This window comes from Streptomyces sp. Tu 2975 (genome assembly GCF_009832925.1).
Classification (GTDB): domain Bacteria; phylum Actinomycetota; class Actinomycetes; order Streptomycetales; family Streptomycetaceae; genus Streptomyces.
The window spans coordinates 3,414,172-3,432,994 of record NZ_CP047140.1; the positions used below are offsets into that span (position 1 = coordinate 3,414,172).

Genomic DNA, 18,823 nt, shown 5'->3' on the forward strand with positions numbered 1-18,823 from the left:
TCAGCGCGCCGCCCGCTCACCGGGCCGACACCGCCGCCATGAGCGCACCATCCCCCACCTGGCCCACAATGGCCCGGTGAACGACCTCGATCCGCTCGCCGCCTTCACCGCACTGCGCACCGAGGAGGGCGAAGCACTGCTGGCCTCGCTGGCCTCCTACGACCCCGCCCGTGAACTGGCCGTCGCCACCCGCCTCCGCCGGGAGCACCCGGCGGCCCTGGTCTCGGCGGCGCTGGGGCAGGCGCGGCTGCGGCAGCGGGCGGCGGTGAAGTTCGGCGCGGAGGACGCCCGCCGGATGTTCTTCACCCCGAACGGCGTCGAGCAGTCCACCCGCCGCTCGGTCGCGGACCACCGGGCCGCGCGGTTGGCCGCGCTCGGAGTGCGCAGCGTCGCCGACCTGTGCAGCGGCATCGGCGGCGACGCGATCGCCCTGGCCCGGGCGGGCATCTCGGTCCTGGCCGTCGACCGCGACCCGCTCACGGCGGAAGTCGCACGTGCGAACGTCGAAGCGCTGGGCCTGTCCGCTCTGGTCGAGGTCCGCTGCACGGACGTCACGGACGTCGACACCTCCCCGTACGACGCGGTCTTCGCCGACCCGGCCCGCCGCGGCGGGCGTGGCCGCATCTTCGATCCGGAGGCGTACTCGCCGCCTCTGTCCTGGGCGATCGGCGCGGCCCGCACCCGCCCCCACGCGGCCCTGAAGGTCGCCCCGGGCATCCCCCACGAGGCGGTCCCCGAGGACGCCGAGGCGGAGTGGATCTCGGACGGCGGCGACGTCAAGGAGGCGGTGCTCTGGTTCGGCACGGCCCCGTCCGCCGTCCGCGCCACCCTCCTGCCCGGCCCGCACACCCTGACCGGCCGCGGACTGCCGAACCCGCCGGTCCGCCCGGTCGGCCGCTACCTGTACGAGCCCGACGGGGCCGCGATCCGCGCCCACCTGGTCGCGGAGGTCGCCCAGGACGTGTCGGGCGGTCTTCTCGACGAGACGATCGCATACATCACCTCGGACGAACTGCGCCCGACCCCGTATGCGGCGGCGTACGAGATCACCGACGAACTCCCTTTCAATCTCAAGAGGTTGAAGGCGCTGCTGCGGGAACGTGGAGTCGGCAACCTCACCGTGAAGAAACGCGGCTCAGCGGTCGAACCGGAAGAGGTCCGCCGTAAGGTGAAGCCGCAGGGCCCGAACGCGGCGACGGTCTTCCTGACGCGGGTGGCGGGCGCGCCGACGACGCTGATCGGCCGGCCGGTGTAGCGGACATCACATTCGCCTCTGCCTTTGCAAAGTCTGTGCTGTCAGCGGGCGTTGTTACGGTTCAAGAGATTTCATCGACCGCGTGGAGGGGGAACCATGGTCGACAAAGCCCATCTCGACGTCTCCGACGACGACCTGACCAGACTCGCCGGCGACCTCGACGACATGCAGCGCCACCTGGACAACCAGGTGCGGCGGATGGACGCGGTCGTCGACCGCATCGAGGCCGGCTGGAAGGGCGAGGCGGCCAAGGGCTACCGGGCCCTGCACCAAGGGGCGGCCGAGGACGCCGTACGCATCCGGGAGATCCTCAAGGTCCTCGAACAGGCCATGCGGATGAGCCGGGACGGCTTCACCGACCAGGAACTGGACACTTTGCGCCGGATGCGCCAGGCCGAAAGCGGCGTCGACGCCGCCCTCGAAGCGGCCAAGCTCTCCGAGGGCACCGCACCCCTCACACCGGCCAGCCGCATCCTCGACGTCTGACACACACGATTCCACGGGGGCACCACATGGCAGACGACTACATCGGCGTCAGCTTCAGCACACTGCGCGAAGCCGCCGGCGAACTCGAGGACATCCTCAAGCAGCTCAACCTGCGCCTGGAAGACCTCTACACCCGCACCGAGAAGGTCGTCCTCACCTGGAAGGGCGACGCCCGCGACGCCTTCGTGGAAGAACTCGACCAGTGGGACAAGCAGATGGCGGACCTCCAGGCCGCCCAGGCGTGGCTCCACGAGGTCGTCACCACCGGCCACGCCAACTACGCAGAGGCCCACCGCGCGGTCCTGCGCGGCTGGGGAGCCGCCTGATGGGAACCCCGCCTCCACCACAGAACGGCACCATAGACGTCAAGCCCTCGGACCTCTTCCGCGTCTCCGGGGGCTTCGCGGGCCAGCAGCCGATGTACAACCAGGCGGCCAAGAACCTGCTGACCGAACTGCAGAAGCACCCCGACGCGGGCGGTTACGGCACCGCCGCGCAGGCGTTCGCCTCCGCCTACGTCAAGGTCGGCAACCGCTTCCTCGAAGTCTGGGCGAAGAGTGTCGTCAGCATCGGCGGCGCCGCGGTCGGATTCACGACCACGGCCAACAACTACTCCAAGGCCGAAGCGGCGGCAGATCCGACCGGCAAGAAGAAGGCGGTGGTCCAGCCGCCTCCGCAGGTGATCGACACCGTCCCCGCCTACGGGACCGTCCCCAATCTGAAGTGGGGGGACGACGACGGTGGCGACGGTTGGCTGCGCAGCATTCTCGAGTGCATTCCCGAGGTCCTTCGCGATGCCTTCCGACCGGTCCTCAAGCACGCCTTCCGCTGGGGCAAGGTCGCGGATGTCTACCCGTACCCTCATCAGCACTACCTCAACGACCTGTCCAAGGCCTGGCGGAACATGACGATGTCGCTCTCGATCACCGAGAGCGCCCTGACCGGGCAGGTCAGCAGCATCACCCAGCAGACCAACAGCGAGTGGCACGACGCGATGCGGCAGTTCTGCAGCTCGCTGTGGGGGACGACGGCCTGGGGCACGTCCACGGCCGGGTACGAGTGGAAGCACGACTCGGCATCGGCGACCACCGGCGCCACCCACCCCGTGATGACCGTGCTCTTCGACACGGCCATGAAGGTAAGCGACCTGCTGTACGAGTTCGCCGAAGCCGCCGTGGATCTCAACGGCAAGGTCTGGGACATCTATATGGAAGCCGTGCGCGAGGCGGTCGGCAAGATCGACCTGAGCGACGGCGTGGACCTCGGCGACGTCAAGGAGGGCGCCAAGGCCGCCGGGCGCTTCCTCAAGGGGCTCGCGAAAGGCGCGGCCGAGCTCAGCCTGGAAATCACCCTGAACATCGACACCGCGGCGATCAACAGGGTGGTCGAGGCGTACAACACGCGGGTGAACGGCCTGGTCCCGAAGCTGAACGCCCTGATGGAACCGCTGCACGAGGCATTTCGCAGCGCGCCCACCTTCAAGTCGGAGGACGCCCGTGCACAGGCCTTCGGCGCCCGCGCCCTCAACGACTTCAAGCCGCAGCACCACTTCACGGTTCCCGGGGTGGACCCCGACAACATCTACTACCCCATGGACCTCGCGAACCAGGAAGGGCTCTACGGCAGCCATCCCATCGACAAGCACGTCGGTCTGGACGACGACCAGCTCAGGATGCGGCTGCGGGACCAGGCCGGTGCTCCGGCCGCGTCATCCTTCCCGGACCTGGCGTCGGCGCAGCGCTTCACGCAGGCAACGCTCCAGAACGACGCGAACGAGAACCGGATCGCGGACTGGATAGACAGCGTGGAGAAGAAGATCCAGAACAACCCGAACTACGATCCGAACAAGTCGGAGATCCAGCCACCCCTCTACATGGAATTCCCAGGTCAGACCACCGGCCGCAGTGTCTCGCGTGACGACTATGCTGCGGACGGCATGAATGCCAAGGTCGAGGACAAGAGCTGGGCCCAGGTGCGTCTGATCTACAAGGAAGGGCTGGAGCCGCCCTTCATCGTGCTCACCGCGATGCCGCACAAAGGCCCGTGAGAGAGGTGCACCCCATGCAGCCGTCGCCCGTGTCGCTGCTTTCCGACGGTCCGGCCGTGCGGCTCCTCGACATCGCCGTCGCGGCACAGGAGTCGGGCGGGCAGCTCTCCCTGGACGAAGAGCTTCAGCGATACATCCGCCTCGTCCGCAACGACTGGATCGCCACCTGGAACTGCTCGGTCCACGCGGCGGCGGGAGTGCTCGAATTCGCCGCGGATTCCGTCGAGCGGGCGGGCGGACTCGGCCCGTTCCCGCCGCGGTTCCGGGAAGTGGCCGCGCGGGCGGCGGATGACATGGAGCCTGCCGATTATCTGCGCACACTGGCCGAACTGGTGCGGATCCTCGATCGCCAAGGGATCCCGGAATACTCGGAACTGCCCATGGGCGGCCAGGAATTCCTGCAGACGTTCCCCTACCTGTTCGGGTTCGACGCCATCCTTATGGACGAGGGCGACAGACCCTTCCCAGAAATCGTCCGGTCGATGCTGACCAACGAGCACCCGTACTGCCACGAGCGTGCGGCCGCCTACTCGACAGAGGCGCAGCGCGCCCTCTGTCTTTTCCCCGGACCGGACGCACTCAGGCCACGCCTCTCCTGGGCCGACCGTGACCGGCTCCGAGAGCTCATCGACACCGTCAACGATCACATGCAACGAGAGCACTCATGACAGCCGTCACTCAGAACCGCGCCGCCACCTATCCCGACCGGGAGACCGCCCGATGGGCGACCCAGCAGGTCGTGACCGCCAACGAGCAGGCGATCCACCGCTGGCTGGCCCAGTCGACCCGGCAGAGGCTGACCATCGAGGCCGTTTGGCCGTCCCGCCCCGATCCGGTCGGGCGCGTCCTGCTCCAGGCGATGATGCTCGCCGGCCGTGACCCGGTCGACGTCCGCGCGGCCCGCGTGGTCCTCAAGCGCGACGAGACCAGCCCGCACGGCTTCACCGTCCACGCCACCTTCCCGATCTACCTCTGAAGGCCGCACCCGTGTCCCTGAAGCCACGCGAACACGACCGCAAGTACGGCGAGCTCGACCACGTCGTCCGCGCCTACGCCGGCCACCGGGCCGACGACGACGAGCCCCTCACCGCCTACCTCCGCCACACCTGGCGCACCCGCCCCTGGGCCATCCCCATCGCCGAGGACCAACTGCGCACCTACGCCGACAACCCGCCCGGCCGGCTCCGCCTGCGCCTCGGCGAGTTCTACCCCGTACCCGACGTCGGCCTCCCGGACTCCGAGATCCAGGCCTGGCTCGTCCGCCTGGCCGACCGGCTCAAGGAAAGCGTCGACACCGGCCAGGCCCCGCCCCCGGCCACCCCCCGAACCCGCTGGGAATGGCACGCCCGCTTCCCCGAACTCGCCCAGTTCCTCGGCGGCTGGTTCTCCCAGGACATGCCCGACGAGTTCGACGACCACGACACCGCGCTCCAGGACTACCTGGACACGACCGACAGCGGCCTCATCGCCCAACTCACCGGCGAACTCCACGACCTGCTCACCCTGCCGCTCGACGAGTCCGACCACGCGCTGGCCCTCACCGAACTCGGCATGGAAGTCGACCCACCCGCCCCCTACACACCCGGCGCCTGGCTCACCGAACTCGCCGGCCGGCTGCGGGGACGTGCCTGACGATGCCGTCTGCGCCCTGAGGGGGCGTTCACCGGTGGGCCTCGTCGTGATCCTCGGCCACGCCCATATGGTCCGCCATCACCGCTGAGGCCGTCGGCCGCCCCTGGCTCCGGCCCGCTCAGCGGTGCGCGCCGCCCCGCCCCTCGGCCGGAACCTCGTGCCGTGTCACCAGCCGGAGCGCCCAGCGGTAGTGGCTCACCGCCTTCGCGATGCCTATCAGGCCGGTGATCCACAGGATCAGGCCCAGGCCCATCAGCAGGGTGACACCGGCCAGGGTGTCCTTGCCCGGGCGGGCGCCCGCCGGGACCGTGAAGGAGAGCCACAGGCCGTACGCGCACATCAGGAACGAGGGCAGGAACCAGAGCAGGCTCAGGCCCGGTGCGCCGTAGCGGGCATCGCGCGCCGGGTCGCGGGTCAGCGCGCTCCAGCAGCGCAGCCGCCCGCGCACCTCGGCGTCGCGGGCCAGGCCGAAGCCGATGACCAGGCCGGTCGGGATCATGAACGCGAGACCGAGGGCGCCCGCGATCACGCCGAAGAGGCGGCTGAAGACGTTCACCGCTTCGGCGAACGTCCGCAGTGCCACTCCGAAGATCGTCCACCCGACCGCGAACCCGGCCGCCGGCAGCCACAGCAACAGGAGCCGCACCGGGCCGATGCTCAGGCCCAGGAGCTCACCCATCGCCCTGGCCCGGTCCGCCAGCAGGGCCTCCCGGTCGGGCCATGCCCGTATTTCGACAGGCGGGGGCGGAGGCGGGAGTGCACGTAGGGGCATACGACGAGGTTACCGACCAGTCTCCGGCGCGGAGCGTGCCGCCCGTTCCAGCAGCAGGTCCCGTTCACGGGCGTTACGGGCCAGGGAGGCCGCCCGCTCGAACTCCGTCCGTGCCTCTTCGGGGCGCCCGAGCCTGGCCAGCAGGTCCCCCCGCACGCTCGGCAGCAAGTGGTAGTTCTTCAGGGCCGGTTCGTCGGCGAGTGCGTCGACCAACTCGAGTCCGGCGGCCGGTCCTTCCGCCATCGAGACGGCGACCGCCCGGTTCAGTTCCACGACCGGGGACGGGGCCACGGCCGCCAACTGCCCGTACAGCGTGGCGATCATCGCCCAGTCCGTGTCCTCGTAGCGCACCGCCTGCGCGTGGCAGGCGGCGATCGCGGCCTGCAACGCGTACGGGCCGTACGGGCCGCCGCCCGCCCGGTGGAGCGCCTCCACGCCCCGGCGGATGAGCAGCCGGTTCCACCTGGTGCGGGTCTGGTCGGCGAGCAGTACGGGTTCCCCGCCGGGGCCGGTGCGCGCCGGGATCCGGGAGGCCTGGATCTCCAGGAGGGCGTTCAGGCCGTGCACCTCGGGTTCGGCGGACATCAGCCCGGCCAGCACCCGGGACAGCCGCAGCGCGTCGTCGCACAGCGCCGGACGGACGAGGTCGTCGCCCGCGGTGGCCGAGTAACCCTCGTTGAAGATCAGGTAGATGACGTCGAGCACGGATCCGAGCCGGGCGGCGCGGTCCGCGCCGTACGGCACCTCGAAGGGGACGCCCGCATGGGCCAGTGACCTCTTCGCGCGGACGATGCGCTGGGCGACGGTCGACTCGGCGGTCAGGAAGGCGCGGGCGATCTCTTCCGTCGTCAGGCCCCCAAGGAGCTTGAGCGTGAGCGCGATGCGGGCCTGGGTGGACAGCACCGGATGGCAGGCGGTGAAGATGAGCCGCAGCAGGTCGTCGTCGATGTCGTCGGGGTCCGCCGGCTCGACCGGCGGCGCGACGTCCTCGACGGCCCGCCCCACCTCGGCCAGCTTGCGGGCGTACGTCTCCTTGCGGCGTACGAGATCGACCGCGCGATGCTTGGCGGTGGCCATGAGCCAGGCTCCCGGTCTGTCCGGGACGCCCGACTCCGGCCACTGCTCCAGCGCGGCGACCAGAGCGTCCTGCGCGAGCTCCTCCGCGATGCCCACGTCCCGCACGATGCGGGCGACACCGGCGATGATCCGCGCCGACTCGATCCTGTAGACCGCTTCCACTGCGCTTGCTGCCGTCACGGCCACCCATCAGAGCAGCGCGGGGAACGGCGGGCAAGCACGGCCCGCGGTCAGCCCTCCTGGATCTCGCGGACCTCGCAGGTGATGCTCCACTCCGCGGGGTGGATCTCCAGGAAACGCTTCGCCCACTCGAGGGCCTCCGCCTTGTCCTTGCACTGGACGATCGCGTAGCCGCCGACGACCTCCTTGGTCTCCGTGAAGGGCCCGTCGGTGTAGGAGATCGTGCCCCCGGACCAGTTCACGCGGGTGCCGTCGGAGGTGGGCATGAGCCCGGCGGTGTCCAGCATGACGCCCGCCTTGGTCATCTCCTCCAGCAGGGCGCCCATCTGCTGGTCGAAGCCCTCGGGGAACTCACCCTCGGGGATCTGGTTCTCCTCGATGCGGATCATCGACAGAAAGCGCGGCATGGTGAACTCCTCGGTTCGTGAGTACGGGGCCGTTCCCCGCCTCTCACCCATGCGTCGAACGGGCAGGACGCCGATCGACACACTCGCCGAAGTTTTTCCGAGAAATCTCAGCCGAGCGATTCGAAACGCCAGCGGTGCACCGGGCGGGTGATCAGGTCGGCGGCCGGCTCGGGCAGTTCCGGCAGGTCGGCGTCCGTCCCCGGCGCCTCCCACCAGGTGATGACCAGTACCCGGTCCCCGCTCGCCCGCAGCGTCTCCCGCCGCAGCGGCTCGCGCCCGAGCTGCTGCGCGCGTGCCCACTCCAGAAGCTCCGCGCCCCGGCCCTCGACGGCACGGGCCTCCCACATCATGGCCAGGACGGTCATGAGTACAGGTTGTCCTTGCTGACCTCGTGGACGTGGTCGTGCCCGTGCTTGCCGGGCACATGCGTCTCGGTCACGGGCAACGACGAGTCGGCGGACAGGTCCAGGTCGGAGGCGGGCCGGTTACGGGCCACCATCTCCGCGCCCAGGGCGGCGACCATCGCGCCGTTGTCCGTGCACAGCTTCGGCCGCGGGACGCGCAGCCGGATACCGGCCCGCTCGCAGCGCTCCTCCGCGAGGGCCCGCAGCCGCGAGTTGGCGGCGACGCCACCGCCGATCATCAGATGGTCAACGCCCTGGTCCTTGCAGGCGCGCACGGCCTTTCTGGTCAGCACGTCGACGACCGCCTCCTGGAACGAGGCCGCCACGTCCCGCACCGGGACCTCCTCGCCGGAGGCGCGCTTCGCCTCGATCCAGCGGGCAACGGCCGTCTTCAAGCCGGAGAAGGAGAAGTCGTACGCCGGGTCCTTGGCGCCGCTCAGGCCACGCGGGAAGGCGATCGCCGCCGGATCGCCCTCCTTGGCCAGCCGGTCGATCACCGGACCGCCGGGGAAGCCCAGGTCGAGCACGCGTGCGATCTTGTCGAAGGCCTCGCCGGCGGCGTCGTCGATCGTCGCGCCCATGGGCCGTACGTCGGCGGTGATGTCGGGCGCGAGGAGCAGTGAGGAGTGGCCGCCGGAGACGAGCAGCGCCATCGTCGGCTCGGGCAACGGGCCGTGTTCGAGCTGGTCGACGCAGATGTGGGAGGCGAGGTGGTTCACCCCGTACAGCGGCTTGCCGAGGGCGTAGGCGTACGACTTCGCCGCGGAGACGCCGACGAGCAGCGCGCCGGCGAGGCCGGGCCCGGCCGTCACCGCGATGCCGTCGAGGTCGCGGGCGCTGACGCCCGCCTCCTTCAGCGCCCGTTCGATGGTCGGGACCATCGCCTCCAGGTGGGCGCGCGAGGCGATCTCGGGCACGACGCCGCCGAACCGGGCGTGCTCGTCGACGCTGGAGGCGACCGCGTCGGCGAGCAGGGTCGTGCCGCGGACGATGCCGACCCCGGTCTCGTCGCAGGAGGTCTCGATACCGAGTACGAGCGGTTCGTCAGCCATCAGAGGTCTCTGTTCCTTGTACGGTCAGTCGCATGACGAGGGCGTCGATGTTGCCGGGCTGGTAGTAGCCGCGGCGGAAACCGATGGGCTCGAAGCCGAATCGCTCGTACAGCTTCTGGGCCCGGGTGTTGTCCACCCGCACTTCGAGGAGCACCTCGTCGCACTCGAAGGCGGTGGCGTGCTGGAGCAGGTCGGTCAGCAGCCGGGAGCCGAGGCCGGTGCCCCACTGTCCGCGGTCGACCGCGATGGTCTGTACGTCGCCGAGACCACCGGCGGCCGCCAGGCCCGCGTAGCCGACGATCCGGCCGTCGTCGTCCTCGGCCACCACGTAGCGGCGGGTGGCCTGCGGGCCCCGGGAGTGCGCGAGTTCGGACCAGAACATGCCGGGCGACCAGGCGTCCTCCGGAAACAGCTCGTGCTCGAGCTCCAGCACCGGCTCCAGGTCCCACCAGCGCATCTCACGCAACTCAGGAAGGCCGCCGCGCAGCGGCGTCGATGAGGCGCGGCGGCCGGTGGTGGCACCTCCCGGGCGGAGCTCCGGGGGAGGGTGGGCACTCACTTGGGGGTGACCACCTTGTAGTTCTTCGGTACCTGCGCGTCGGGGCGGCGCAGGTACAGCGGCAGGGGCGGCAGGAACTCCTCGCCCGCCCGCAGCTTCTCCGCCGCCAGCGCGGCGAGCGCCGCGGCGCTCACGTGCTCGGGGCCGCGGATGTCCGGGAACGTCTCCGGGTACAGCAGCGCACCGGCGCCGACGGCGGGCAGTGCGGCGACCTGGCCGGCGATGTCGGCGGGGCGGTCGACGGCCGCGTCGGTCGCACGGGTGCGGGCGTTCTCGTACCGCGCCCAGTAGACCTCCTTGCGCCGGGCGTCGGTCGCCACCACGAAGGGCGTGGCGAGACCGGCCGCGTAGGCGAGGCCGTCCAGCGTGCAGACCCCGTGCACCGGTACGCCGAGCGCGGAGGCGAACGTCGCGGCCGTGACCAGACCGACCCGCAGTCCCGTGTACGGCCCGGGGCCGACGCCGACCACGATCCCGGTGACGGCGTCGAGCTTCACCCCGGCGTCCGCGAGCACCCGGTCGACGGCGGGCAGCAGCAACTCCCCGTGGCGGCGCGCGTCCACGCTGCTGGACTCTGCGAGGACGGAGGAGCCGTCGTGGAGGGCGGCGGTGACGGCGGGCGTGGCGGTATCCATGGCGAGCAAGAGCACGCAAACAGCCTACGGCTCCGGCGAGGGGGCCATGGCGGCACCGTCGAACGGAGCCGCGGTGCTACCGTCACCACGAGCACAGGTATTCGGTAACACACACGCATCCAAGAGGTGGGCAGGGTGGCACGGAGCAGCTCGGGATTCGTGGCCGGGCTCACGGCGGCAGCGCTGGCCGTCGTCGGATTCCTCGCCTATCAGGCGGCCGCCGACGTCCCCGACGATCTCACCGCGTCGAAGCCGCCGAGCGCCGCCCCGTCCGCCACGACTCCCGGCGCCGCGTCGTCCCAGAAGCCGCAGGACCCGTTGGCGGTCCCGGCCGGCTCCGGGACGGGGATGCGTGTCGTGTACGCGCTCGGCGACCGGCGGGTGTGGCTCGTGGACGCGAACGGCAAGGCCGGCCGGACCTTCGAGGTCATGCCCTCCACGGTCAGTCCGAAGCCGGGCTCCTACACGGTCACGTCGCGGTCGGGCAAGGTGCCCGGCTCCGACGGGGTGCCGGTCGAGCATGTGGTGCGGTTCGCGAACGAGGACGGTGTGTCCGTCGGTTTCAGCGCGGCGGTCGACGGCTCGATGGCCAGCCCCGACCCGACGAAGAAGACGGGCGGCGTGCGGATGAAGCGGGCCGACGGTGACGCGATGTGGGTCTTCGCGACGATCGGCTCGAAGGTGGTCGTCGTTCCGTAGTCCCCGCGCGGCCGTTACCCGTACGGGTGGTCGTGTACGACCGCGTGCGACATCAGGCGGCGTCCCGGTGGGTCTCCGTGCGGTGCGTGGCGGGGCGGCGCGCCTCGTTCTCGCGGTGCGCCTCGTTGTCGCGGGGCGGGGTGGATACCGCGCTGGCCGCTGCGCAGGACGCCAGCAGGTCCCGCATCGACACGGCCGACGGCAGCGGTGTCGCCGGTGTGGGCCTGGACGGCTGCTGACGTGACTGCGCTTCGCGCTCCGATGCCGGCATGGACGCCTCCTGGGCTCCGGGGCAGGCTAGGTTAGGTAGACCTAACCAGGGCTCGGTACCATGTCATCACGCGCGGCGTCGTGGGCGCAACATTTTCCCGACGTCTTGTCGGAACACACGGTTTTCCGGAGACAGCTGCCCAGGAGCCGGGCCGTCCCTGCCCGACCGCCCCTAAGCGGCCGTCGCCGCCAGGTCGGTGTCCGCCCAGCGGGCTCCGTACCCGACGAGGGTCACGACGCGGCGGTCGTCGTCCGTGTCTCCCACCACTCGGTCGATGATCACGTGCAGCCGGTCCTCCGACAGGTCCTCGACCTTGCCGTCGCCCCACTCCACGACCACCACCGACTCGGGCAGCGAGACGTCGAGGTCGAGGTCCTCCATCTCGTCGAGGCCGCCGCCCAGGCGGTACGCGTCGACGTGCACCAGCGCCGGGCCGCCCGTCAGGGGCGGGTGGACACGGGCGATGACGAACGTCGGGGACGTGACCGCGCCACGGACGCCGAGGCCCTCCCCGAGACCACGGGTCAGCGTCGTCTTGCCGGCGCCGAGCTCTCCCGTGAGCATCACAAGGTCACCGGGGCGCAGCAGCTTCGCGAGGCTGCGGCCCAGGTTCTGCATCTCCTCGGGAGAGTCGACCGTCAGTCGGGCCCGAGCGGCGGCGGCGGTCTCAGCCGCCGGGCTGTGCGGTGCTTCCATACCGACCAACGGTAGCCGCTGCCGGCACCGCTCCGGCCCGCACCAGAAGGTCCGCGAGGCGGTCCGTCACGGCCTCCGGATGCTCCAGCATCACCAGATGGCCCGCGTCCGGCACGATGACCAGCTCGGCCGCCGGCTCGCTCTCCCGCAGCAGGTCCGCGATCGCCTCACTGTGCGTACTCGGGGTGACCAGGTCCTTGTCACCCGCGAGGACGAGCACCGGCAGCCCTTGGAAGACCGCGAGCGCCTCGGCCTTGTCGTGCTCGGTGAAGGCAGGGTAGAACTCGGCGACCACGTCGATGGGCGTCGACTCGATCATCCGCTCGGCGAACCGGGCGACGGCGGGGTCGACGTCCTTCGAGGAGAACGAGTACCGCTTGACGAGCCCGGCGAACAGGTCGGCGGTGGCTCTACGGCCGCGTTCCACCAGCTCGGCCTGCGAGCCCAGCGCGCGCAGCACGCCCGGCAGGACCCGCCGTACCGCGTTCACCCCGGCCACCGGGAGCCCGTAGCTGACCTCGCCCAGCTTCCCGGACGAGGTGCCGACGAACGCCGCCGCCACCACGCGTTCCCGCACCAGATCGGGATCGTGGTCGGCGAGCGCCATCATCGTCATGCCGCCCATGGAGTGGCCGACCAGCACCAGCTGCCCCTCGGGGGCCGCCGCGTCGATGACCGCCTTCAGGTCCCGGCCCAGCTGGTCGATCGTCACCGGCAGGCCGCCGGAACCGGCCTGCGCCGAGCCCCGGCTTGATCGGCCGTGGCTGCGCTGGTCCCAGTGGACGGTACGGACCAGTCCGCGCAGCGCGGCACGCTGGAAGTGCCACGAATCCTGGCTGAGGCAGTAGCCGTGGCTGAAGACGACGGTGACGGGAGCCGGCGCCTTGCGCCCGAAGAGCCTGCGGCGGCGCTGCGCGGCGGCCTCGGGGTCGACCTCGTCCACCTCGTAGTAGAGGGCGGTGCCGTCGTCGGCGAGGGCCTGCCCCGGCGTGCCGCGCAGGGCGCCGTACGGACCCGACGCGTCGAGCGCGAGACGCGCCTTCCTGCGCATCCCGCGGCCGACGGTCAGCCGCTCCAGCGCGACGCCGGCCGCCGCGCCGGCGGCCACCACACCTATCGCCGCTCCCGCGAAGCCCGCGCGACGCCAGCTGTCCGAAGCCACGGCTGCCGCCGCGGCTTCGACCGCGGCCTCGGCCGCGTCCCCCGTACCGGTCTCGCTCACCGTGCCGCTCTCCTAGTCGTGGGAGTCGTGGGAGTCGTGGACGTGCTCCTCCGGGCCTTCGTTCAGATAGACGCGCGGGACCCTGGTTCCGATCCGTGTGACGATCTCGTACGCGATCGTGTCCGCCGCCTGTGCCCAGTCCTCGGCCGTCGGCTCGCCCCGGTCGCCGGGACCGAACAGGACGGCCTCCGTGCCCTCCGGCACCGTCGCCCCGCCCAGATCGACGACGAACTGGTCCATCGCGACCCGCCCGGCCACCCGCCGCCACTCGCCAGCGACCAGGACAGGACCACGGCCCGAGGCGTGCCGGGGGATGCCGTCCGCGTAGCCCACGGGGATCAGGCCGAGGGTCGTCTCGCCCTCCGTGACGTAGTGGTGGCCGTAGCTGACGCCGTGACCGCCGGGAACGTGCTTGACCAGGGCGACGGACGCGGCGAGCGTCATCACGGGCCGCAGCCCGAAGTCGGCCGGGGTACCGAGTTCGGGGGCGGGCGAGATGCCGTACATCGCGATGCCGGTGCGTACGAGGTCGTAATGCGACTCGGGGATCGTGAGCGTCGCCGGGGAGTTGGCCATGTGCCGGACCTCGGGCTCGATGCCGGCCTTCTCCGCGTGGTCCACCATGTCGCGGAAGACGGCCAGTTGGGCGGCGATCGAGGGGTGGCCCGGTTCGTCGGCACAGGCGAAGTGGGACCACAGACCGGTGACCTGGACGAGCCCGTCGTCCTCCGCCGTACGGGCTGCGGCGACCAGCTCGGGCCAGTCGGCGGGCTGGCACCCGTTACGGCCCAGACCGGTGTCGGCCTTGAGCTGGACACGGGCGGGGCGGCCGGCCGCCTTCGCCGCTGACGTGACCTCGTCGAGCGCCCACATGCCGCTCACGGACATGTCCAGGTCCGCCTCGATGCCCTCACGCCAGGGGCCGCCGGGCGTCCACAGCCAGCACATGATCCGGCTCTCCACACCGGCCGCGCGCAGCGCGAGCGCCTCGTGGGGCGTGGCCGTACCCAGCCAGGTCGCGCCGGCCTCGAGCGCCGCGCGGGCGCACGGCACCATGCCGTGGCCGTACGCGTCGGACTTCACGACGGCCATCAGCGCGGCGCGCGGCGCGCGGGCGCGCAGGGCGCGCACATTGGCGCGCAGGGCCGCGAGGTCGACCTCGGCCCGTGCGCGCAGTGGTGCGGAACGGCTGCTCGGTGCTGTGTGACTCATCGCGCCCAGTGTCTCAGAGCCGTACGGCCGGATCCGTACGGCAGGCGGTCGCGTGCGTCACTCGGGGTGCCCCGGCCCTGCCGCCGCGGCCCTCGGGCGGGCGCCCTGCCCCGTCAGGCGGCGCTCACGTCCCGCCACGCGGCCGGGAGTGCCTCGGCCACCTCGAGCGCCGTGATCGGCGTGCCGTGCGCCGCCGCGTGACGGGCCGCCAGACCGTGCAGATAGGCGGCGGCGGAACCCGCGTCGCGCGCGCCGAGACCGGCGGCCAGCAGGGAACCGGCCAGGCCCGAGAGCACGTCGCCGCTGCCCGCCGTGGCCAGCCACGAGGAGCCCATCGGGTTGACCCGGACCGGTGATTCCTCCCCGCCGGGCGCGGCGACCAGGGTCGTGGAGCCCTTGAGGAGGACCGTGGCCCCGAACCGCGCGGCCAGTTCCCGCACGGAGTCGAGCCGCGAGGCCTCCACCTCCTCCCGCCCCACGCCCAGGAGCGCCGCCGCCTCCCCGCGTGCGGGGTCAGCAGGGTGGGCGCCTCGCGGTCCCGTACGGCCGCGGCGTCCAGCAGGCGCAGACCGTCCGCGTCGATGAGCACCGGGACGTCGGACGCCAGCACCTCCTCCACCACATCGGGGTCGTCGCCGAGCCCTGGGCCGACGGCCCAGGCCTGGACCCGGCCCGCCTTCCCGGGAGGCCCGGAGTGGACCAGGCACTCCGGGAAACGGGCGATCACCGCGTCGGCCGCCGGACCGACGTACCGCACCGCCCCCGCGCCGCCGCGCAGCGCGCCGGCGACACAGAGCACGGCCGCACCCGGATAGCGCGCGGACCCGGCGACTACCCCGACGACGCCGCGCCGGTACTTGTCGCTCTCCGCGGCCGGCACCGGCAACATCCGGGCCAAATCCGCATGTTGGAGCGCCTCCAGCGTGGGCACGGAGGGCAGGTGCTCCTCGAGCCCGATGCCGACGAACCGCACGGTGCCCGCGTACTCCTTGGCCGGGTCGATGAGCAGCCCGGGCTTGTACGTGCCGAACGTGACGGTCGCGTCCGCGCGCAGGGCCTCGCCCTGGACCTGGCCCGTGTCGGCCTCGACACCGCTGGGCAGATCGACCGCCACGATCACGGCGTCGGATCCGCGGGCCGCGCGCGCCACGGGCACGGCGTCCTGGCGCAGCCCACCGCGTCCTCCGATGCCGGTGATCCCGTCCAGCACCAGATCGGCGGAGGCGAGCACCTCGAACGGGTCGTCGGCGACCCGCCCGCCGGCGGCGAGCAGCGCCGCGAGACCGCCCTCGTGGACGCGGTCGCGGGCGAGCGGCACGGCGACGACCCCGGCACCGCGGCGGGCCAGCCGGGCCCCGGCGTACAGGGCGTCACCGCCGTTGTCGCCGCTGCCCACGAGCAGGACTACCCGGGCCCCGTACACCCGCCCGAGCAGCCCGGCGCAGGCCGCGGCCAGTCCGGCCGCGGCCCGCTGCATGAGCGCCCCCTCCGGCAGCCGGGCCATGAGCTGTGCCTCGGCGTGCCTCACGGTCTCCACGCTGTACGCAGTACGCATGCCCCCGAGTCTGCCGCAGCGTGCGGCACGGCGCGCGGCCACCACGCACAAGTGCTCCGGCCACGGCCCGAGTTGCACCCCGTCGCACCACGGCGTACCGGCCGCAGTACGTCCCGCCGCACCGGGCGCCCGGTCGAAGTGCGGGCCGCCGCACCGGGCGCGGGCCGGAGATACGGCCCGTCCACCGATCGCCGGGCGCACCGCCGCATCACAGATGCGCACGACCGGAGTTGCGGCCCGCACCGCGAGCCCGGCCGGAGATAGCCCAGGCCCTCGAGTGCCCCGCCCGAGATGCAGCCCCTCGCCCCCGCGACCCCGGCCGCGGATACGGCCCGGCGGGACCGAGTTGCGGCCGGGTCTCCGGACGCCCGGCGGGTTCCCGCTCAGCCCTCCGCGATCACGACCGCGGAGGCGATTCCCGCGTCGTGGCTGAGCGACACGTGCCAGGAGCGCACGCCCAGTTCGGCCGCGCGGGCGGCGACCGTGCCATGGACACGCAGCAGCGGCCTGCCCGAGTCCTCCACGTACACCTCCGCGTCCGTCCACAGCAGACCCGCCGGTGCGCCGAGCGCCTTCGCAAGGGCCTCCTTCGCGGCGAACCGCGCCGCGAGGGAGGCGTAGCCTCTGCGCTCACCGCTCGGCAGCAGCAACTCCCGTTCCAGGAAGAGCCGCTCGGCCATGCCCGGTGTCCGCTTCATGGACGCGGCGAAGCGTTCCACCTCCGCCACGTCGATCCCCACCCCGATGATCATTCGACGCTCATTCCACCGTCACGGACTTGGCCAGGTTCCGCGGCTGGTCCACCTCGTTGCCACGGGCCGTGGCGAGCTCGCAGGCGAAGACCTGCAGCGGCACCGCGGCGACCATCGGCTGGAGCAGCGTCGGCGTCGCCGGGATCCGCACCAGGTGGTCGGCGTAGGGCACGACGGCCTCGTCGCCCTCCTCCGCGATCACGATCGTACGGGCGCCGCGGGCGCGGATCTCCTGGATGTTGGACACGATCTTGTCGTGCAGCACCGAGCGCCCGCGGGGCGACGGCACGACGACCACCACGGGCAGGTCCTTCTCGATCAGCGCGATCGGCCCGTGCTTGAGCTCACCCGCCGCGAACCCCTCCGCGTGCATGTAGGCCAGCTCCTTGAGTTTCAACGCGCCTTCCAGCGCCACGGGATACCCCACATGACGCCCCAGGAAGAGCACGGTGTTCTTGCCGGCCAGGGAGCGCGCCAGCTCCCGTACCGGCTCCATCGTCTCCAGCACCCGCTCGACCTGTCCGGAGATCTGCGCCAGGTCACGGACGACGGCCCTGATCTCGTCGCCCCACTTGGTACCGCGCACCTGCCCCAGGTAGAGGGCGACCAGGTAGCAGGCCACCAGTTGCGTCAGGAACGCCTTGGTGGAGGCGACCGCGACCTCGGGCCCGGCATGGGTGTACAGCACGGCGTCCGACTCCCGGGGGATCGTCGAGCCGTTGGTGTTGCAGATGGCCAGCACCCTGGCGCCCTGCTCACGGGCGTGCCGCAGTGCCATGAGGGTGTCCATGGTCTCGCCGGACTGCGAGATGGCGATCACCAGCGTCCGCTGGTCCAGGATCGGATCCCGGTAACGGAACTCGCTCGCCAACTCGACCTCGCAGGGGATACGGGTCCAGTGCTCGATGGCGTACTTGGCGATCATCCCGGCGTGGAAGGCGGTCCCGCAGGCGACGATGACGACCTTGTCCGCCTCACGCAGCACGGCCTGCGGGATGCGCACCTCGTCGAGGGTCAGCGACCCGGACCCGTCGACGCGGCCGAGGAGTGTGTCGGCGACCGCCTTGGGCTGCTCGGCGATCTCCTTGAGCATGAAGTAGTCGTAGCCGCCCTTCTCGGCGGCGGAGGCGTCCCAGTCCACGTGGTAGGCCCGCACCTCGGCGGGCTCCCCGTCGAAACCGGTGACCGTCACGGCGTCCCGGCGGAGCTCGACCACCTGGTCCTGGCCGAGTTCGATCGCCGACCGTGTGTGGGCGATGAACGCGGCCACGTCCGACGCCAGAAACGACTCGCCGTCACCGACTCCCACCACCAGCGGGGAGTTGCGCCGTGCTCCGACCACCACGTCCGGCTCGTCGGCGTGCACCGCCACCAGGGTGAACGCGCCCTGGAGCTGCCTGCACACCATGCGCATCGCTTCCGCGAGGTCACCGCAGGACGAGAACGACTCCGCGAGCAGATGCGAGACGACCTCGGTGTCGGTCTCCGACTCCAGGTCGTGTCCGCGCTCGGCCAGCTCGGCGCGCAGGGCGGCGAAGTTCTCGATGATGCCGTTGTGCACGACGGCCACGCGCCCGGCGTTGTCCAGGTGAGGGTGCGCGTTGACGTCCGTGGGACCGCCGTGCGTGGCCCAGCGCGTATGGCCGATGCCGGTGGAACCGCTCGGCAGCGGCCGGTCCCCCAGTTCCTTCTCCAGATTGACGAGCTTGCCCGCCTTCTTCGCCGCCGCGAGCCCCCGTCGGCGAGTACCGCGACTCCGGCCGAGTCGTAGCCGCGGTACTCGAGCCTCTTCAGCCCGGCGATGACCACATCGAGCGCCGACTGTCCGCCGACGTAACCCACGATTCCGCACATGTCGGCAGCCTACGGTTCCGGGCCGGTGCGGGCAGGTCACGTCGGCGGGCGGGTGG

20 protein-coding genes and 2 pseudogenes are annotated in these 18,823 nt (G+C 71.6%); 8 read left to right on the top strand and 14 right to left on the bottom strand.

The features are described 5' to 3' along the window. Positions 1-76 precede the first annotated feature (76 nt). The 7 genes from GLX30_RS14855 to GLX30_RS14885 all read left to right on the top strand — a co-directional run bounded on the left by GLX30_RS14855 (position 77) and on the right by GLX30_RS14885 (position 5,420). Positions 77-1,255 carry an SAM-dependent methyltransferase gene (locus GLX30_RS14855; protein ID WP_208545426.1) on the top strand — a complete coding sequence of 393 codons (1,179 nt, stop codon included), beginning with the start codon at positions 77-79 and terminating at the stop codon, positions 1,253-1,255. Positions 1,256-1,351: 96 nt separating this feature from the next. Next, positions 1,352-1,741 (top strand): WXG100 family type VII secretion target, encoded by a 390-nt coding sequence (locus GLX30_RS14860; protein ID WP_159688480.1) that lies wholly within the window; start codon positions 1,352-1,354, stop codon positions 1,739-1,741. 26 nt (positions 1,742-1,767) lie between these two features. Further along, positions 1,768-2,067: a WXG100 family type VII secretion target gene (locus GLX30_RS14865; RefSeq protein ID WP_037773978.1), complete on the top strand. Its 300-nt coding sequence runs from the start codon at positions 1,768-1,770 to the stop codon at positions 2,065-2,067. Beyond that, entirely contained in the window at positions 2,067-3,788 is a 1,722-nt protein-coding gene (locus tag GLX30_RS14870) for an RNase A-like domain-containing protein (protein ID WP_159688483.1), read from the top strand. The genes GLX30_RS14865 and GLX30_RS14870 overlap by 1 nt, the downstream gene beginning before the upstream one ends. 14 nt (positions 3,789-3,802) lie before the next feature. Next, on the top strand, positions 3,803-4,456 hold the full coding sequence (locus tag GLX30_RS14875) for a hypothetical protein (protein ID WP_159688485.1): 654 nt from the start codon (positions 3,803-3,805) through the stop codon (positions 4,454-4,456). Then, a complete protein-coding gene (locus tag GLX30_RS14880) occupies positions 4,453-4,764 on the top strand; it encodes an RNase A-like domain-containing protein (protein ID WP_159688488.1) in 312 nt (103 codons plus the stop codon). The genes GLX30_RS14875 and GLX30_RS14880 overlap by 4 nt, the downstream gene beginning before the upstream one ends. Positions 4,765-4,775: 11 nt before the next feature. Beyond that, entirely contained in the window at positions 4,776-5,420 is a 645-nt protein-coding gene (locus tag GLX30_RS14885) for a contact-dependent growth inhibition system immunity protein (RefSeq protein WP_159688490.1), read from the top strand. Positions 5,421-5,538: 118 nt separating this feature from the next. Here the strand turns inward: GLX30_RS14885 and GLX30_RS14890 are convergent, their stop codons facing one another. The 7 genes from GLX30_RS14890 to tsaB all read right to left on the bottom strand — a co-directional run bounded on the left by GLX30_RS14890 (position 5,539) and on the right by tsaB (position 10,521). After that, positions 5,539-6,192, bottom strand: coding sequence for a hypothetical protein (locus tag GLX30_RS14890; RefSeq protein WP_159688492.1), 654 nt, complete (start codon positions 6,190-6,192; stop codon positions 5,539-5,541). Between the two features lie 9 nt (positions 6,193-6,201). After that, positions 6,202-7,449 carry an RNA polymerase sigma factor gene (locus GLX30_RS14895; protein WP_159688495.1) on the bottom strand — a complete coding sequence of 416 codons (1,248 nt, stop codon included), beginning with the start codon at positions 7,447-7,449 and terminating at the stop codon, positions 6,202-6,204. 50 nt (positions 7,450-7,499) lie between these two features. Next, a complete protein-coding gene (locus tag GLX30_RS14900; protein WP_159688497.1) occupies positions 7,500-7,856 on the bottom strand; it encodes a YciI family protein in 357 nt (118 codons plus the stop codon). Between the two features lie 107 nt (positions 7,857-7,963). After that, positions 7,964-8,221, bottom strand: coding sequence for a hypothetical protein (locus tag GLX30_RS14905; protein WP_159688500.1), 258 nt, complete (start codon positions 8,219-8,221; stop codon positions 7,964-7,966). Beyond that, the gene (gene tsaD, locus GLX30_RS14910) at positions 8,218-9,312 is read right to left on the bottom strand and encodes a tRNA (adenosine(37)-N6)-threonylcarbamoyltransferase complex transferase subunit TsaD (RefSeq protein ID WP_159688502.1); all 1,095 of its coding nucleotides are present in this window, start codon (positions 9,310-9,312) and stop codon (positions 8,218-8,220) included. Before tsaD ends, GLX30_RS14905 begins: the two co-directional genes overlap by 4 nt. Beyond that, on the bottom strand, positions 9,305-9,769 hold the full coding sequence (rimI, locus tag GLX30_RS14915) for a ribosomal protein S18-alanine N-acetyltransferase (RefSeq protein WP_159695049.1): 465 nt from the start codon (positions 9,767-9,769) through the stop codon (positions 9,305-9,307). The genes tsaD and rimI overlap by 8 nt, the downstream gene beginning before the upstream one ends. A gap of 98 nt (positions 9,770-9,867) precedes the next feature. Further along, complete coding sequence (tsaB, locus tag GLX30_RS14920; RefSeq protein WP_159688505.1) at positions 9,868-10,521, bottom strand: tRNA (adenosine(37)-N6)-threonylcarbamoyltransferase complex dimerization subunit type 1 TsaB; 654 nt, start codon at positions 10,519-10,521, stop codon at positions 9,868-9,870. 144 nt (positions 10,522-10,665) lie between these two features. On the opposite strand from tsaB, the gene GLX30_RS14925 reads away from it, so the two are divergent. Further along, positions 10,666-11,205, top strand: coding sequence for a hypothetical protein (locus GLX30_RS14925; RefSeq protein ID WP_159695050.1), 540 nt, complete (start codon positions 10,666-10,668; stop codon positions 11,203-11,205). Positions 11,206-11,257: 52 nt separating this feature from the next. Here the strand turns inward: GLX30_RS14925 and GLX30_RS14930 are convergent, their stop codons facing one another. From GLX30_RS14930 to glmS, 7 genes and pseudogenes are all read right to left on the bottom strand, one after another. Further along, complete coding sequence (locus GLX30_RS14930) at positions 11,258-11,476, bottom strand: hypothetical protein (RefSeq protein ID WP_159688508.1); 219 nt, start codon at positions 11,474-11,476, stop codon at positions 11,258-11,260. A 171-nt stretch (positions 11,477-11,647) separates the two neighbouring features. Continuing rightward, a complete protein-coding gene (gene tsaE / locus GLX30_RS14935) occupies positions 11,648-12,172 on the bottom strand; it encodes a tRNA (adenosine(37)-N6)-threonylcarbamoyltransferase complex ATPase subunit type 1 TsaE (RefSeq protein ID WP_159688511.1) in 525 nt (174 codons plus the stop codon). Beyond that, complete coding sequence (locus tag GLX30_RS14940; RefSeq protein ID WP_159688514.1) at positions 12,144-13,394, bottom strand: alpha/beta hydrolase; 1,251 nt, start codon at positions 13,392-13,394, stop codon at positions 12,144-12,146. The genes tsaE and GLX30_RS14940 overlap by 29 nt, the downstream gene beginning before the upstream one ends. 12 nt (positions 13,395-13,406) lie before the next feature. Continuing rightward, a complete protein-coding gene (alr, locus tag GLX30_RS14945) occupies positions 13,407-14,606 on the bottom strand; it encodes an alanine racemase (RefSeq protein WP_159688517.1) in 1,200 nt (399 codons plus the stop codon). Between the two features lie 113 nt (positions 14,607-14,719). Next, positions 14,720-16,161 (bottom strand): annotated as a pseudogene (locus GLX30_RS14950) (NAD(P)H-hydrate dehydratase). Between the two features lie 383 nt (positions 16,162-16,544). Then, positions 16,545-16,913, bottom strand: a complete 369-nt coding sequence (locus GLX30_RS14955; RefSeq protein WP_005313448.1) for a holo-ACP synthase — start codon at positions 16,911-16,913, stop codon at positions 16,545-16,547. Between the two features lie 7 nt (positions 16,914-16,920). Beyond that, a pseudogene (gene glmS / locus GLX30_RS14960) lies at positions 16,921-18,767 on the bottom strand (glutamine--fructose-6-phosphate transaminase (isomerizing)). Between the last annotated feature and the right edge of the window lie 56 nt (positions 18,768-18,823).